Here is a 15,140-nt window from a genome sequence, read left to right on the forward strand (position 1 = left end):
ATGCTACGCCAATTTCCGTCGGCAGCAAGGAAGTTGAGGAGTCATGCAGGTCTGGCCCGGTACGCCCTACCCGCTCGGCGCCACCTACGACGGGGCCGGCACCAACTTCGCGGTGTTCTCCGAGAGCGCCGACCGGATCGAGCTGTGCCTGATCGGCGAGGACGGCTCCGAGACGGCCGTCGAACTGCGCGAGACGGACGCCTTCGTCCGGCACGCCTACCTCCCGGGCGTCCAGCCCGGCCAGCGCTACGGCTTCCGCGTGCACGGCCCGTACAACCCGGGCCTGGGCCAGCGGCACAACAGCGCCAAGCTGCTGCTGGACCCGTACGCCAAGGCGATGAGCGGGCACATCGACTGGGACGAGTCGGTCTACGGCTACCACTTCGGCGCCCCCGAGCGCCGCAACGACCTGGACTCCGCCCCGCACACCATGCACTCGGTGGTGATCAACCCGTACTTCGACTGGGGCACCGACCGCCCACCGCGCACCGAGTACCACCGCACCGTCATCTACGAGGCCCATGTGAAGGGCCTGACCAGGCTGCACCCGGGCATCCCCGAGGAGATCCGCGGCAGTTACGCGGGCCTGGCCCACCCGGCGGTGATCGAGCACCTGGCCAAGCTCGGCGTCACCGCGATCGAGCTGATGCCGGTGCACCAGTTCGTCCGCGACCACCGGCTGCGGGACCTGGGCCTGTCCAACTACTGGGGCTACAACACCGTCGGCTTCTTCGCCCCGCACTCCTCCTACTCCTCCACCGGCGACCGCGGCCAGCAGGTGCAGGAGTTCAAGTCGATGGTCAAGGCGCTGCACGCGGCCGGGATCGAGGTGATCCTCGACGTGGTCTACAACCACACCGCCGAGGGCAACCACCTGGGCCCGACGCTGTCGCTGCGCGGCCTGGACAACGTCTCCTACTACCGCCTCGCCCAGGACCAGCGCTTCTACGAGGACACCACCGGCACCGGCAACAGCCTGCTGATGCGCAGCCCCCACGTGCTCCAGCTGATCATGGACTCGCTGCGCTACTGGGTCACCGAGATGCACGTGGACGGCTTCCGCTTCGACCTCGCCGCCACCCTGGCCCGGCAGTTCCACGAGGTGGACCGGCTCTCCTCGTTCTTCGACCTGGTCCAGCAGGACCCGGTGGTCTCCCAGGCCAAGCTGATCGCCGAGCCCTGGGACCTCGGCGAGGGCGGCTACCAGGTGGGCAACTTCCCGCCGCTGTGGACGGAGTGGAACGGCAAGTACCGGGACACGGTGCGCGACCTGTGGCGCGGCGAGACGGCGGCGCTGGCCGAGTTCGGCTCCCGGCTCACCGGCTCCTCCGACCTCTACCAGGACGACGGCCGCCGCCCGATCGCCTCGATCAACTTCGTGACCTGCCACGACGGTTTCACCCTGCGCGACCTGGTCTCGTACAACGAGAAGCACAACCAGGCCAACGGCGAGGAGAACCGGGACGGCGAGTCCTTCAACCGCTCCTGGAACTGCGGCGTCGAGGGCCCCACCACCGACCCGGAGGTCGAGGAGCTGCGGGCACGCCAGCAGCGCAACCTCATCGCCACCCTGATGCTCTCCCAGGGCGTGCCGATGCTCTCCCACGGCGACGAGCTCGGCCGCACCCAGCAGGGCAACAACAACGCCTACTGCCAGGACAACGAGCTCACCTGGGTGCACTGGCCGGAGGGCGACGGGTGGCAGGCGCGGCTGCTGGAGTTCACCCAGGGGATGATCTGGCTGCGCCGCGACCACCCGGTGTTCCGGCGGCGGCGGTTCTTCCACGGCCGGCCGGTGTCCGCCTCCGGCAGCCTCGACGACCTCACCGACATCGCCTGGTTCACCCCGACGGGCGACGAGATGACCAAGCGCAACTGGGGCGCGAGCTACGCCAAGTCGCTGACCGTCTTCCTCAACGGCTACGCGATCTCCGAACCGGACCGGCGCGGCGGGCGGATCGTCGACGACTCCTTCCTGCTGATGTTCAACGCCCACTTCGAGCCGCTGGAGTTCACCGTGCCGGCCGGGCACGGGCAGGAGTGGCAGGTCGTGGTGGACACCGCCCAGCCCCGGCTGCCCGCCCCGGGCACAGGGGCCAAGGTCAAGGCCGGGGACGCCCTGTGGCTCACCGACCGCTCGCTGATGGTGCTGCAACGGCCCGCGTGAGCGACCGTACGGACGGCCCCGGTCACCTGTTCGGGTCAGCAGCGGGTCTTGGCGGCGCGCTCCCCCGGGTACCTATGGAGCTATGACCCCCGCCGCCGAGCCCGCGCAGCCCCGCCCGGCCGCCACCGTCCCCACCGCCTCGTACCGCCTCCAGCTCCAGCCCGGCTTCACCCTGCGCGACGCCACCGCCGCCGTCCCCTACCTGGCCGCCCTCGGCGTCTCCCACCTGCACCTCTCGCCGCTGCTGGAGGCCGTCCCCGGCTCCACCCACGGCTACGACACCGTCGACCACACCCGGATCAGCGAGCAGCTCGGCGGCGAGCCGGCGCTGCGCGAGCTGGCCGCCGCCGCGCACCGCCACGGGCTGCGGCTGATCGCCGACGTGGTGCCCAACCACATGGCCGTGCCCGCCCCCGAGCGGCTCAACCGTCCGCTGTGGCAGGTGCTGCGCGACGGGCCCGACTCGCCGTACGCGCGCTGGTTCGACATCGACTGGGCCGCCCAGCCCGGCCCCGTCGACGCCCCCGGGCGCGGCCGGGTGCTGCTGCCGCTGCTCGGCGACCGGCTCGGCGCCGTGCTGGACCAGCTCACCGTGGACGGCGACACCCTGCGCTACCACCGGCACGAGCTGCCGCTGCGCCCCGGCACCTCCGGGCTTCCGCTCGACGAGCTGCTCGCCCGCCAGTGGTACCGGCTCGCCTGGTGGCGCCTGGCCCGCACCGAGCTCAACTACCGGCGCTTCTTCACCGTCAACGAGCTGATCGCGCTGCGGGCCGAGGACCCGGAGGTGTTCGCCGCCACCCACGCCGTGCTGCTCGGGCTGCACGCCGACGGCGTCCTGGACGGCTTCCGGATCGACCACCCGGACGGGCTCGCCGACCCGCGCGGCTATCTGCGGCGCCTGGCCGAGGCCACCGGCGGCGCGTACGTCGTGGTCGAGAAGATCCTCACCGGCGAGGAGCGGCTGCCCGAGGACTGGCCGGTGGCCGGCACCACCGGCTACGACGCGCTGCGCCGGATCGACGGCGTGCTCACCGACCACGCGGGCGCCTGCCGGCTGGCCGGGGCGTACGAGTCCTTCCGGCACGGCGGCCCCGTCCGGGACCTCTGCGAGGACCCGCACCCCGCGATCGCCGCCGCCCGGCGCGGACGGGCCGACATGACCGGTCCGGACGGCGAACTCGCCGCCGAGGTCGAGCGGCTGGTGCGGATCGCGCTGCGGATCGGCGCCGCCGAGCCCGCGCACGCCGACCACTCGCCGGCGCAGCTGCGCACCGCGCTCGGCCGGCTGCTCACCGACTACCCGGCGTACCGCCCGTACGCCCGGCCGGGCGAGGTGGTCCCGGCCGTCGCGACGGAGCAGCTGCGGGCGGCCCTGGACGGCTCCGCCGACCCGACCGACCGCCTGGTCGCCGCGCTCGCCCTCGGCGAGCTGGGCCGCGGCACGGACAAGGACGAGTTCTGCGTGCGCTTCGCCCAGACCGCCGCCGCGGTGGCCGCCAAGGGCGTCGAGGACACCGCCTTCTACCGCTGGAACGCGCTGCCCGGCCTCAACGAGGTCGGCGGCGAGCCGGCCAGGCCCGGACTGCACCCGGCCGAGTTCCACGACTGGTGCCGCCACCTGGAGGGCACCTGGCCGCACAGCATGACGGCGCTCTCCACCCACGACACCAAGCGCAGCGCCGACGCCCGGGCCCGGCTCACCGCGCTCGCCGAGCGGCCGGACAGCTGGGCCGCCGAGGCCGCCGCCTGGTCCACCGCCGCCGGGCCCGGCTTCGACCCGGACGCCGACTGGCTGCTCTGGCACACCCTGGTCGCCGCCTGGCCGATCGACCCGGACCGGCTGGTCGCCGCCCTGCTCAAGGCCGCCCGCGAGGCCAAGCTGCACACCTCCTGGACGACCCCCGACCCCCGCTACGAGCAGGCCCTGGAACAGCGGGCCCGCTCCGTCTACGGCAACCCCGGGCTGCTCCCCCGGATCGAGGGCGCCGTGCACGCCCTCGCCCCGTACGCCCGCGCCAACACCCTGGCCGCCGCGCTGCTGCACCTGACCGTGCCGGGCGTGCCGGACCTCTACCAGGGCAGCGAGGAGCCGCTGTACACCCTGGTCGACCCGGACAACCGGGGCCCGGTGGACTTCGGCGCGCTCGCCGTGCGGCTCACCGACGCGGCCACGCCGCGCCCCGGCGACCTCGCCCGGGAGAAGCTGCACCTCACCACCGCCGCGCTGCACCTGCGCCGGTCCCACCCGCTCGGCCGGTACCGGCCGCTGGCCGCCACCGGCCCCGCCGGGGAGCACCTGCTGGCCTTCGCCCGGGGCGAGGACGTGGTCACCGCCGTCACCCGGCTGCCGTACGGGCTGGAGCGCTCGGGCGGCTGGCGCGACACCGCGCTGGAGCTGCCGGCCGGCGGGCCGTGGACGGACGAGCTGACCCTGCGGAGCTTCCCGGCGGGGCCGGTGCCGGTGGCGCGACTGCTGGAGTCCTCGCCGGTGGCGCTGCTGACGAGGAGGGGCTGATGCCGGCCTACGAGGTGTGGGCGCCCCACGCAGCCTCCCGGGTGCGGGTCGAAGTCAACGGATTCGCCTACGAATTGGCTCGCTGCACGGACCGGGCGGGCTGGTGGTCCGGCGAGGCCCCGGCCGGTGACTACGCCTTCCGGCTGGACGACGGCCCGCCGCTGCCCGACCCGCGTTCACCCCGGCAGCCGCACGGCCCGGACGGCCCGAGCCGCCCGGTGGACCACGCCGCGTTCCACTGGTCGACCGCCGGCCGGTGCGCGCGGGCGCTGCCCGGCTCGGTGCTGTACGAGCTGCACGTGGGCACCTTCACCGCCCGCGGCACCTTCGACGCGGCCGCCGAACGCCTGGACCACCTGGTCGAGTTGGGGGTGGACTTCGTCGAGCTGATGCCGGTCTGCCCGTTCCCCGGCAAGCACGGCTGGGGCTACGACGGCGTCTCCCTCTGGGCCGTCCACGAGCCCTACGGCGGGCCCGAGGGCCTCAAGCGCTTCGTGGACGCGGCCCACCGCAAGGGTCTCGGGGTGGTCCTGGACGTGGTGCACAACCACCTCGGCCCGTCCGGCAACCACCTTCCCGCGTACGGCCCCTACTTCACCGACCGGCACCACACCCCGTGGGGCTCGGCGGTCAACCTGGACGCGCCCGGCTCGGACGAGGTGCGCGCCTACCTGATCGGCAGCGCGCTGGCCTGGCTGCGTGACTACCGGATCGACGGGCTGCGACTGGACGCCGTGCACGCCCTCGCCGACGACCGCGCCGTCCACTTCCTGGAGGAACTCTCCCACGAGGTCGAGAAGTTGGCGGTCACCACCAACCGGCCACTGTTCCTGATCGCCGAGTCCGACCTCAACACCCCCGCCACCACCGCCCCCCGCGAGGCGGGCGGAAGAGGCCTGACCGCGCAGTGGAGCGACGACTTCCACCACGCCCTGCACTGCGCGCTCACCGGCGAATCCCAGGGCTACTACGGGGACTTCGCCCGCGAGCCGATCGCCGCCCTCGCCAAGGCCCTCACTCGGGGCTTCTTCCACGACGGCACCTGGTCCTCCTTCCGCGGCCGCCACCACGGGCGCCCGTTCACCCCGACCGGCCACGGGCACCGGCTGCTCGGCTACCTCCAGACCCACGACCAGGTCGGCAACCGGGCGCTCGGCGACCGCGTCTCCACCGGCCTCGCCCCCGGCCGACTCGCTTGCGGCGCCGCGCTGGTGCTCACCTCACCGTTCACCCCGATGCTGTTCATGGGCGAGGAGTGGGGCGCCGCGACCCCCTGGCAGTACTTCACCGACCACACCGACCCGGCGCTCGCCGAGGCCGTCCGGCAGGGCCGGCGGCGGGAGTTCGCCGAGCACGGCTGGGCCGCCGAGGTCGTCCCCGACCCGCAGGAGCCGGCCACCGTGCTGCGCTCGGTGCTCGACTGGACCGAGCCCAGGCGCGCCCCGCACGCCGGACTGCTCGACTGGTACCGGACGTTGATCAGGCTGCGGCGCGAGCGGCCGGAGCTGTCCGACCCGGACCTCGGGGCGGTGCGGGTGGAGTTCGACGAGGCGGCGCACTGGCTGGTGGTGCACCGGGGGCCGTACCGGATCGCGGTCAACCTCGGGCCGGAGGAGGCCGCGCTGCCGCTGGGGGCCACCGGGCGCGAGGTGGTGGCGGCCTTCGGCGGGGGCGTCGAGCCGGACGGACACGCGGTGCGGGTGGCGGCGGACACGGTGGCGGTCGTCGCCCTCTGAGCGCTACTGGAAGAAAGTGCCGATCCGCTCCCGCAGCGCCGGGGCGTCCAGGCCGTAGGCGGCCAGGTGCTCCGGGATCGAGCCGTAGTGCCGGTGCTCCTCGCGCGGCACGCCCAGCGCCAGCACCCGGTGCGCCCGGCTCGCCAGCGCCTCGTGCGCCTCGTTGGCGGAGGTGCCCGCCAGGTACGGCTCCACCAGCACCACGTCCTGCCCCCGCTCGCCGAGCGCCGCGCGCAGCCCGGCGGCGTCGAAGGGGCGCACCGTCGCCGCGTACAGCACGGTGACGTCCAGGCCCTCGGTGGCCGCCAGCACCGCGTCCAGCATCGGGCCGACGGCCAGCACCACGCCGCGCGAGCCGGCCCGGACGGTGGCGAAGCGGCCCGGCTCGACGGCCACCGGCGCCGCGTTCTGGTGCGCCGAGAGCCGGACGTACACAGTGCGGTCGCCGTCCGCGTAGGCGTGGCGCAGCAGTCGCTCGGCCTCGTCCGGGTGGCCGGGCACGTGGACGGTCCAGTCCGGCAGGGTGTCCAGCAGGGCGACGTCGCCCGGCGACATGTGGGTGCGGCCGCCGGCCGGCCAGTCGTACGAGCCGGCCGCGCTCACCAGGACGGCGCCGACGCCCTGGTGGACCAGGTCCAACTTGACTTGCTCGAAGGGTCGTTCGATGAGGAAGCTGGCGAAGGTGTGGGCGATCGGGCGCATCCCGGTGAGCGCCAGTCCGCCGGCCGCGCCGATCAGCAGCTGCTCGCGGATGCCGACGTTGACCACCCGGTCGGGGTGGCGCTCCTGGGCCGGGGCGAAGGCCGCCGCGGTGATGTCGGCCAGTACCAGGGCCAGCCGGGGGTCCTCGTCCAGCAGGCGGGTGGTGACGTCGACGAAACGGTCGCGCATGGTGTCCATCGGTGAACTGCCCTTCGGTGTGCGGTTGTCGGTGATCAGGAGTTCTTGGGCTCGACCCGGGCGACCACCACGTGCGGGCGGCCCGGGTGTTCGGCGGTGAAGGCGCGGTACAGCGCCTCGTGGTCGCGGCCGTTCACCGTCGCGCTCGACCAGCCCTCGGCCGCGAAGCGCTCGGCGATGCCGCCCTGCCAGCCGTGGGTGGCCGAGGAGTTGTCGATCACCACCGTGTGCAGCCGGTCCAGCCCGTACGCCCCGGCGAAGGCCACCGCCTCGGCGTTGGAGCCCTCGTCGAACTCCGCGTCGCCGACCAGCACCCACACCGCCGGGTCGCTCAGCCCCTGCGCCCGCAGCCCGAGCGCCGTGCCGACGGCCAGCGGCAGGCCGTGGCCGAGCGAGCCGGAGGCGATCTCCACGCCGGGCAGCAGGGTGCGGTCCGGGTGGTGGCCGAGCGGCGAGTCGTAGCCGCCGAAGCTCGGCAGCACGGCGGGGTCGAGGAAGCCCTTGGCCGCCAGCACCGCGTAGTAGGCCATCGGGCCGTGGCCCTTGGAGAGCAGGAAGCGGTCCCGGTCCTGGGCCTCGGCGGTGGCCGGGGTGACGCGCAGGACCCGGTCGTACAGCACCCAGAGGGCGTCCAGGGTGGAGGTGGCGGCGGGGCCGTGCTTCTCGTCGCCGGTCATCAGGCCCATCAGGGCCGGCAGGTCATCGAACCGGGTGTCGTGTCCGGCCCCGGCCGTCGCGTTCGTCGTCATGACCACGATGGTGCGACTTGAAGCCGACTTGAGGTCAAGCGGCTACAGTGGGCCTCCATGACCGCCCCGTCCGACGGCCTCCGAACCTCCTGCCCGCGCCCCGGCGACCTGCTGACCATCGGCCAGCTCGCCGCCCGCAGCGGCCTCGCCGCCTCGGCACTGCGCTACTACGAGAGCCTCGGCCTGATCCACGCCACCCGCACCGCCGGCGGCCAACGCCGGTACGCCCGCGGCACGCTGCGCCGGATCGCCTTCATCCGGGCCGCCCAGCGGGTCGGCCTCTCGCTGGACGAGGCGAAGGTCGCGCTGGACCGGCTCCCCGAGCGCCCCGCCCCCAGCGGCACCGAGTGGGACAAGGTCGCCGAGTCCTGGCAGGGCCGGATCGACGAGCAGATCGCCGAACTGGAGCGGCTGAAGGCCAAACTCTCCGGCTGCATCGGCTGCGGCTGCCTCTCGCTGTCCCGCTGCGCCCTCTACAACGCCGCCGACCGGGCCGGCGAGACCGGCCCGGGCGCCCGCTACCTGCTCACCCGCGACCCGGCCACGGGCCCGGAACCCGTCCCCACCGAAGGCCCTTGAGGCCGCGGGTCGGTGCGCAGCAGGCCGTAGCGGACGACGTCGCGCCACTCGCCGCCGCGGAAGGTCCCCGCGCGCTGCACGCCCTCCCGGGTGAAGCCGAGCTTCTCCAGGACGCGCTGCTCGGCCAGGTTGCCGGCCTCGGTGTCCGCCTCCAGCCGCATGGTCGGGGTGTGCGCGAACATGTAGTCCACCAGCAGCCGTTGGGCCTGCGTCCCGATCCCCCGGCCGCGCGCCGCCCGCACCAGCTGCGCGCCGAGGCTCCAGTACGGGGCGACGGGGCGCGGGCCCATGCGGGTGGCGGCGACGAAGCCGCAGTACTCGTCACGGACGGCCACCGCGAGCACCCACTGCCCCTCGCCGAGCAGCCCGTTCTCCGCCCACTGCCGGCTGAACCGCTGCGGGTCACGCCAGCCGAACCACTGGAACTCGCCCGGCGCCTCCGGGTCGTTCAGCATCGCGTCCAGGGCGGGCAGATCGGCCGCGGCGACCGGGCGGAGGGAAACTCTGTCATCGCTCATGCAGGCGCCAACGGCCGGGCGGACGCGGCGGTTCCGCTGCCCTTCCCGATCGAGCGGGCGAGCCGGAATCCCACGTCGTCGATCCGCAGGGTCGGGTGGCTGCGGCGGCGGACGGAGGCGCGGCAGCTCCAGTGCTCGTCGAACCAGCCGCCGCCGCGCAGGACGCGGTAACCGCCGTACACCTCGGGGTCGTAGAGGTCCCAGCACCACTCCCAGACGTTGCCGAGCAGGTCGTACAGCCCGTACGCGTTGGGGCGCAGCTCGCCGACCTCGTGCGGGCGCTCGTCGGAGTTGCCGCGGTGCCAGGCGATCTCGTCCAGCGGGCCGTAGCGGGGGCCGTCGGTTCCGGCGCGGCAGGCGTGCTCCCATTCGGCCTCGGTGGGCAGCCGGTAGCCGTCGGCGGCACGGTTCCAGGAGGCCGTCTCGCCGTCCGGCGCGTAGGCGGGTGTGAGGTTCTCGCGCCGGGAGAGTTCGTTGCAGTAGCGGACGGCGTCGAGCCAGGAGACGCTGTGCGCGGGGCGCCGGTCGCCCGTCACGCCCTGGTACTGCTCGCGGGTCACCGGACAGGCCGCCAGCCGGTAGGAGTCCACGTCGACGGCCCAACTCCGCTGGGTGCGACGGTCGGAGAGGGTGACCCGGCCGGACGGTACGGTGATCATCCACCGATCCTAGGCCGCACCCGGGCGTGTGCGCCGCGGCCGACCGCGCCGCGCGCCGTCAGGTCCATGCCGAGACCCAGCCGGTGAAGCCCAGCCAGCCGCCGATCGTGACCGCCGCGCACACCCAGGCGAATCCGGCCGCGCCACGGCCGGCCCGCGGGCCCTTGGCGCGCTGGAAGCCGGCGGTCAGTCCGGCGACCGCGGTGACGGGCAGGGCGAGGAAGGCCAGGTACCCGACACCGTGGTAGATCCACATCGCGAAGATCAGGCCGACGAACGCGAACGGCGCCGACACCACCACGACGATCACGCCACCGACCGTGCAGGCGATCCGGAGCTGCCGCGCCTCGGAGAAGAACGGCGGCACCGCGCATGCCGCGGCGCAGAACAGCCCGAAGATGTACAGCTCCACCCCGCCCGGGCCGTACCCCAGTCCGATGCACCACACCGGCAGCAGGAAGGCGACCGCCCCCAGTCCGGACAGCCATCGGGCACTCCACGGCACCGCAACCATGCTTCCCCCTCGCACGCAGCATATTTGAACGCGTTCGAATCTAGCATGCCCCACCCCCCGGCGAGTCTTGGCCGAAGCGTTACGCCGGCCCCCTCCCGGGCACCTCCCCCGCCCCGCGGAAGGGGCCCTTCCCGGGCCGTGGCGCAGTCGCCACCGAGCGCCGACCCGGGCCCCGGACAACCGGGACGGACCAGGCCGCCAGGGCCCCAACCACCCGCCGCGCAGCCGCTTTTGCGCCCCGCGCGCCCGCCCGGCGAGCCGCCTAGGCTCGGTGGCATGAACCGTACGATCCGCACCGTCGACGACGTCCTCGCCCTCCTCGACGGCCTCTTCCCGCCCGCCGGGCCGTTCTGGGACCGGTTCTACGCGGACCGGTCCGCCGAGCGCCCGTTCTTCGCGCCCAAGCCGGACGAGAACCTGGTGTCCTGCCTGGAACGGGGCCTGCTGCCCCCGGCCCCCGGCCGGGCGCTCGACCTCGGCTGCGGCGCCGGGCGCAACGCGATCCACCTGGCCTCGCTCGGCTTCGAGGTCGACGCCGTCGACCTCTCCCCCACCGCCCTCGCCTGGGCCGAGGAGCGCGCCCGCGAGGCCGGGGTGGCGGGCGCCGGCCTGCGCTTCCACCGGGCGAGCATCTTCGAGGCCGAACTCCCGCACACCCGGTACGACCTGGTCTACGACTCCGGCTGCCTGCACCACCTCCCGCCGCACCGCCGGGTCGGCTACCTCGCCCTCCTCGACCGGGTCCTCGCCCCCGGCGGGCACTTCGCCGTCACCGCCTTCGCGGCCGGGCAGATGGGATCCGAGCGCCCCGACGAGGAGCTCTACCGGCTCGGCACCCTGGAGGGCGGGCTCGCCTACTCGCCGGACGAACTCCGTTCACTGTTCCGCGAGTTCACCCCGCTGGAGATTCGCCCGATGGCCGCCCAGGGCCCGGAGTCCGAGCTGTTCGGCCTGCCCTTCCTCCTCACAGCGCTCTTCCAGCGGGCTGTCAGCTTCTAACCGGCCTCTCATCTGCCGCCCCTAGCCTCCGGCCGTATGAACGTCTCCCTGCTCGACGGCTGGTTCCCGTGGACGGTCCAGGCCGCGGCCCTCGCGCTGCTCCTGGCCACCGCGAGCCGACGGGACCGGACCTGGCTGCGCAAGCGGGGGCCGATCGCGCTCGGGACGGCGCTGGCGCTCACCGGCGCCGCCGCCCTCGCCGTGCTCACGCTGAGCGGGATCACCGACCCGGTCCCGTACGGGGTGTGGCTGTGGAGCGGGGTGGCGATCGCGGCGCTGTGCGTGCTCGGCTTCGGCTGGCGCGGCGACCGGTGGTGGCGGCGGGCGCTGGTGGCGCCGACGGTGCTGCTGGCGCTGTTCTCCGCCGCGAACAGCGTGAACATCGCCACCGGCTACTACCCGACGCTGGACGACGCGATCGGCGAGCTCGGCGGGCAGCCGCTGCCGGAGCAGGTCACCCTGGACGAGCTGCGCTCGATCCACGGCCGGACCAGCACCGGCCGGATCGTCCAGGTCGACATACCGGACACCACCGGCGGTTTCCCCCACCGCCAGGAGCTGGTCTACCTGCCGCCCGCCTGGTTCCGCAGTCAGAGCCGCCCCAAGCTGCCGGTGCTGGAGATGATCGGCGGCGAGTTCGCGGCGCCCGACAACTGGATCCGCTCGGGCAACGCCGTGAAGACCGCCGACGCCTTCGCCGCCCAGCACAACGGCTTCGCGCCGATCCTGGTGTTCACGGACGCCACCGGCGGCTTCCGGGTGGACACCGAGTGCGTGGACGGCCCGCACGGCCGCGCCGAGAGCCACCTGCTCAAGGACGTCCCGCCGTTCGTCCAGAAGACCTTCAACGCCGCCACCGACCCGCACAAGTGGGGCGTGGCCGGCTGGTCGATGGGCGGCACCTGCGCGTTCGACCTCACCGTCGAGCACCCGAACGTCTTCACCCACTTCGGCGACTTCTCCGGCGACAAGGGCCCGTACATCGGCGACAAGGACCACACCGTCCAGGAGCTGTACGGCGGCGACGCGGCGGCCTGGGCCGCCCACGACCCGCTGACCGTGCTCGCCCACCACCCCAAGTACCAGGGCGTCTCCGGCTACTTCGCCCAGGGCGACGAGGAGCACGGCCAGATCGAGTCCGCCAAGGCCCTGGAGGCGGCGGCCGAGAAGGACGGCATCCGCACCGTGAACGTGGTCGGCTCCGGCAGGCACAACTGGCAGACCGGCGCCGCGTCCTTCACCCGGGCGCTGCCCTGGCTCGCCCGACAGCTCGGCGTCCCGGGCACCCGCGTCTAGACCAGCCGCACCGCGCGACCGCCCTCACCAGCACGGATGTCACATCAACCACACCGGCACCAAGGGGAATCCGGTCCTCCGGCCGGGACCCGGCTTTGCTCCCGGCGGCCCGGTGGCATAGGTTTTCGAGCGCCGTCGGCATACCACCGACCCTGACCGTCCCTCAATCCGGGGGCGAGCGGCGGGGCGAGGAATCCTGCGGCCGTACGCACGGGGGAGGAACCGCTGCCATGCCGAGTGCCCGCGACCACGGGTCCACCCGGCGGCGAGGACGGAGGGACGGCGCCGCACACCAGCGGTCCACGGCCGGCACCCGCCCGACCCCGACCAATGCCACCGGACATCCGAGGAAACGTCAGTTGCGCACCACCAGACTCGCCACCGCCACCGCCGCCGCCCTCGTCTGCCTGGGCGCGCTCAGCGCCTGCGGGCCGGACAACTCCGGACAGGACGCCGCCCGGCCCGCCGCAGAGGCCACCACGCCCACCACCAACCCCACCAAGCCCAGCGGGCCCGACAAGGGCATCCCGGACAAGGCCTGGATGGACACCAAGAGCATCCCGATGGACGAGAGCTACCACTACACGCCGCTGGCGGCCAACGCCAAGCAGCTCTCCGGCACGGTCCAGTTCAAGGGCATGGAGCTGTGCCACGCCCCGGTCGCCAAGGACGACGAGCCGCTGTTCACCGGCACCGCCGCCAAGTCCGAGGTCGGCTTCGGCGGGGAGCGCTGGGCGGCCCAGCAGACGCTGCTGTTCCACGGCGACCCGACCCACAGCAGCGGCGCCAAGCAGAGCACCAACCTGGCCCAGGCCCGCCTGTTGGAGACGGTCAAGGCCTGCGCCAAGACCGCGCCCGGCGCCACCGTGAAGGTCGACAGCGCCCCGGAGGCGCCCTACTTCGCCGCGCTCCTGACCATCCCGCAGGCCGACGGCAGCACCGTCACCCTGCACGAGTACGTGGTCAGCGACGGCGGCGTCGTCAGCGAGCTGTCGGTGTGGGCCACCACCAAGGCCGGCGCCCAGCCCAAGGACGCCTGGAAGGCCCCCGAGGACAAGTACGTCGGCACCGGCATGGGCTCGCCGATGTGCGAGGCCTTCCCGGGCTGCGACGGCCACGCGTAGCCCGTACGCCCGCCGCCGCCCGGCCCGTTCACTCCCGTGGGGGTGAACGGGCCGGGCGGCGTTCTCACAGTCCCAGGACGCCGAGCGCGGTGGTCCAGTCGGTCGCGATCGCGCTGCGGGCGTCGTCGAGGCCGACCCGGCCGCCGCACACCGCGTTCTTGAGCTTGGTCTCGACGGAGTCCTTGCTCTGCGCCGGCTGGCTGCCGTAGCGCGGCTCGGGCCACAGGTTGGCCGGGTCGCGCGGGGCGCCGCCGAGCTCCAGCGGGACGAGGTGGTCCTCCTCGTAGTCCGCCGTGCTGGTGTCCGCGTAGCCGTACGCCGCGATCTGCTGCACCTTCAGCGCGTTGGTGTAGCTGGTCGGCGGGCGGACGGTGGCGGTCCAGCCGGAGACGCAGATGGTCTGCCCGATGGTCGCCTGGGTGACGTCCGGGTTGTACGCGCCGGGGGTGCAGGACGGGTCGGGCAGCGGCAGGTACGCCTGCGAACAGCTCGCCGCGAGCGCGCCGTGCCCGGCGGTGGAGGCCGTCGCCGGGGTGGCGGCCCGCGCGGTGCCGGCGGCGAGCCCGGCGGCGGCGATGGCGGCCGCCGAGGCGACGACGGTGAGACGGTGACGGAGCATCATGGGGAAGCACTCCTGAACCGGCCCGGCCCCTTGCCGGGCGACTGTGTTCATGACATCACCGCTCGACCGTCCGCCGTCAGGCCCGGGACGTGAACGCCTGGTGCCCGCGTCTCCACAACCGCCGGGGCCCGGCCCGCGCCTCCGCCGCCGGCCTCAGCCCCGGGGGACCTCCAGCTCGATCTCCCGCCGGGTGTCGTCCCCGGGCATCGGAACCGTCACCCCGGTCGGCTCGAAGCCGGCCTTCCGGTACAGCGCCTGCGCCCGGGGGTTGTCCTCGTGGACGAACAGCCGCACCCGCTGCATCCGGGGCTCGGTGAGCGACCACGCCCAGTCCTGGACGGTCCGGATCAGCTCCTGCGCCAGCCCGGTGCCGCGCGCCTCCGGCCGGACGTAGACCCCGACCACGTGCACCTGGTCGACCTCGACGACGTCGCCGCCCAGGGCCCCTCCCGCGCCGGGCCGCTCGACCAGGCCGGTCATGGAGCCCAGCCAGCGCCCGTCCTCGGCCTCCGCGACGAACTGCGCCACGTCCGGGGCCGTCGCGGCCTTGGTCGTACGGTCCTGCCAGAACTCGTCGGGCTGGGCCGCGGCCTGCTCGTGGGTCTCCAGGAAGGCCACGGGCGCGACCGGGTCCAGCAGGGCGTCCAGGCGGATGTCCCTGAGCCGCTGCCAGTCCTCGGTGCGGACTCGTCTGATGGTGATTCCGGTGCTCATCGCATGATCATTTCACCGGATCCCGCCGCCCGCGCAACCGATTTC

The 15,140-nt window shown here is 73.8% G+C and carries 14 protein-coding genes; 7 read left to right on the forward strand and 7 right to left on the reverse strand.

Translation table 11 applies throughout. The features are described from left to right. Nucleotides 1–43: 43 nt before the first annotated feature. The 3 genes from glgX (at nucleotide 44) to treZ (ending at nucleotide 6,421) form a co-directional block, all read left to right on the forward strand. Entirely contained in the window at nucleotides 44–2,167 is a 2,124-nt protein-coding gene (gene glgX / locus QWJ13_RS04480) for a glycogen debranching protein GlgX (protein ID WP_316520622.1), read from the forward strand. An 82-nt stretch (nucleotides 2,168–2,249) separates the two neighbouring features. Continuing rightward, on the forward strand, nucleotides 2,250–4,685 hold the full coding sequence (gene treY, locus QWJ13_RS04485) for a malto-oligosyltrehalose synthase (RefSeq protein WP_316520623.1): 2,436 nt from the start codon (nucleotides 2,250–2,252) through the stop codon (nucleotides 4,683–4,685). Further along, nucleotides 4,685–6,421, forward strand: coding sequence for a malto-oligosyltrehalose trehalohydrolase (gene treZ, locus QWJ13_RS04490; RefSeq protein WP_316520624.1), 1,737 nt, complete (start codon nucleotides 4,685–4,687; stop codon nucleotides 6,419–6,421). The genes treY and treZ overlap by 1 nt, the downstream gene beginning before the upstream one ends. A gap of 3 nt (nucleotides 6,422–6,424) precedes the next feature. Here treZ and QWJ13_RS04495 read toward each other — a convergent pair whose 3' ends face one another. Together QWJ13_RS04495 and QWJ13_RS04500 are read right to left on the reverse strand one after the other, a co-directional pair. Further along, nucleotides 6,425–7,321, reverse strand: coding sequence for a transketolase family protein (locus tag QWJ13_RS04495; RefSeq protein WP_316520626.1), 897 nt, complete (start codon nucleotides 7,319–7,321; stop codon nucleotides 6,425–6,427). Between the two features lie 35 nt (nucleotides 7,322–7,356). Then, nucleotides 7,357–8,070: a thiamine pyrophosphate-dependent enzyme gene (locus tag QWJ13_RS04500; protein WP_316520627.1), complete on the reverse strand. Its 714-nt coding sequence runs from the start codon at nucleotides 8,068–8,070 to the stop codon at nucleotides 7,357–7,359. A 57-nt stretch (nucleotides 8,071–8,127) separates the two neighbouring features. Here QWJ13_RS04500 and soxR point away from each other — a divergent pair, with 57 nt between their 5' ends. Then, a complete protein-coding gene (gene soxR, locus QWJ13_RS04505) occupies nucleotides 8,128–8,649 on the forward strand; it encodes a redox-sensitive transcriptional activator SoxR (protein WP_316520628.1) in 522 nt (173 codons plus the stop codon). Here the strand turns inward: soxR and QWJ13_RS04510 are convergent. The 3 genes from QWJ13_RS04510 to QWJ13_RS04520 are packed head-to-tail and all read right to left on the reverse strand — an operon-like array spanning nucleotide 8,589 to nucleotide 10,331. Next, entirely contained in the window at nucleotides 8,589–9,167 is a 579-nt protein-coding gene (locus QWJ13_RS04510) for a GNAT family N-acetyltransferase (RefSeq protein ID WP_316520629.1), read from the reverse strand. The genes soxR and QWJ13_RS04510 overlap by 61 nt on opposite strands. Continuing rightward, nucleotides 9,164–9,826: a formylglycine-generating enzyme family protein gene (locus QWJ13_RS04515; protein ID WP_316520630.1), complete on the reverse strand. Its 663-nt coding sequence runs from the start codon at nucleotides 9,824–9,826 to the stop codon at nucleotides 9,164–9,166. Before QWJ13_RS04515 ends, QWJ13_RS04510 begins: the two co-directional genes overlap by 4 nt. A gap of 58 nt (nucleotides 9,827–9,884) precedes the next feature. Beyond that, entirely contained in the window at nucleotides 9,885–10,331 is a 447-nt protein-coding gene (locus QWJ13_RS04520; protein ID WP_316520632.1) for a hypothetical protein, read from the reverse strand. Nucleotides 10,332–10,616: 285 nt separating this feature from the next. On the opposite strand from QWJ13_RS04520, the gene QWJ13_RS04525 reads away from it, so the two are divergent. The 3 genes from QWJ13_RS04525 (at nucleotide 10,617) to QWJ13_RS04535 (ending at nucleotide 13,759) form a co-directional block, all read left to right on the forward strand. Beyond that, nucleotides 10,617–11,339 carry a class I SAM-dependent methyltransferase gene (locus QWJ13_RS04525; RefSeq protein WP_316520633.1) on the forward strand — a complete coding sequence of 241 codons (723 nt, stop codon included), beginning with the start codon at nucleotides 10,617–10,619 and terminating at the stop codon, nucleotides 11,337–11,339. A gap of 36 nt (nucleotides 11,340–11,375) precedes the next feature. Then, nucleotides 11,376–12,635 carry an alpha/beta hydrolase gene (locus tag QWJ13_RS04530; RefSeq protein ID WP_316520634.1) on the forward strand — a complete coding sequence of 420 codons (1,260 nt, stop codon included), beginning with the start codon at nucleotides 11,376–11,378 and terminating at the stop codon, nucleotides 12,633–12,635. A gap of 359 nt (nucleotides 12,636–12,994) precedes the next feature. Next, nucleotides 12,995–13,759 carry a hypothetical protein gene (locus QWJ13_RS04535; RefSeq protein WP_316520635.1) on the forward strand — a complete coding sequence of 255 codons (765 nt, stop codon included), beginning with the start codon at nucleotides 12,995–12,997 and terminating at the stop codon, nucleotides 13,757–13,759. A 64-nt stretch (nucleotides 13,760–13,823) separates the two neighbouring features. On the opposite strand, the gene QWJ13_RS04540 is transcribed toward QWJ13_RS04535, so the two are convergent. Both QWJ13_RS04540 and QWJ13_RS04545 read right to left on the reverse strand, forming a co-directional pair. Then, the gene (locus tag QWJ13_RS04540) at nucleotides 13,824–14,381 is read right to left on the reverse strand and encodes a hypothetical protein (RefSeq protein WP_316520636.1); all 558 of its coding nucleotides are present in this window, start codon (nucleotides 14,379–14,381) and stop codon (nucleotides 13,824–13,826) included. Between the two features lie 153 nt (nucleotides 14,382–14,534). Beyond that, nucleotides 14,535–15,095 (reverse strand): GNAT family N-acetyltransferase, encoded by a 561-nt coding sequence (locus QWJ13_RS04545; RefSeq protein ID WP_316520637.1) that lies wholly within the window; start codon nucleotides 15,093–15,095, stop codon nucleotides 14,535–14,537. Nucleotides 15,096–15,140: the final 45 nt, after the last annotated feature.

Source organism: Kitasatospora brasiliensis (genome assembly GCF_032654805.1).
Classification (GTDB): domain Bacteria; phylum Actinomycetota; class Actinomycetes; order Streptomycetales; family Streptomycetaceae; genus Kitasatospora; species Kitasatospora brasiliensis.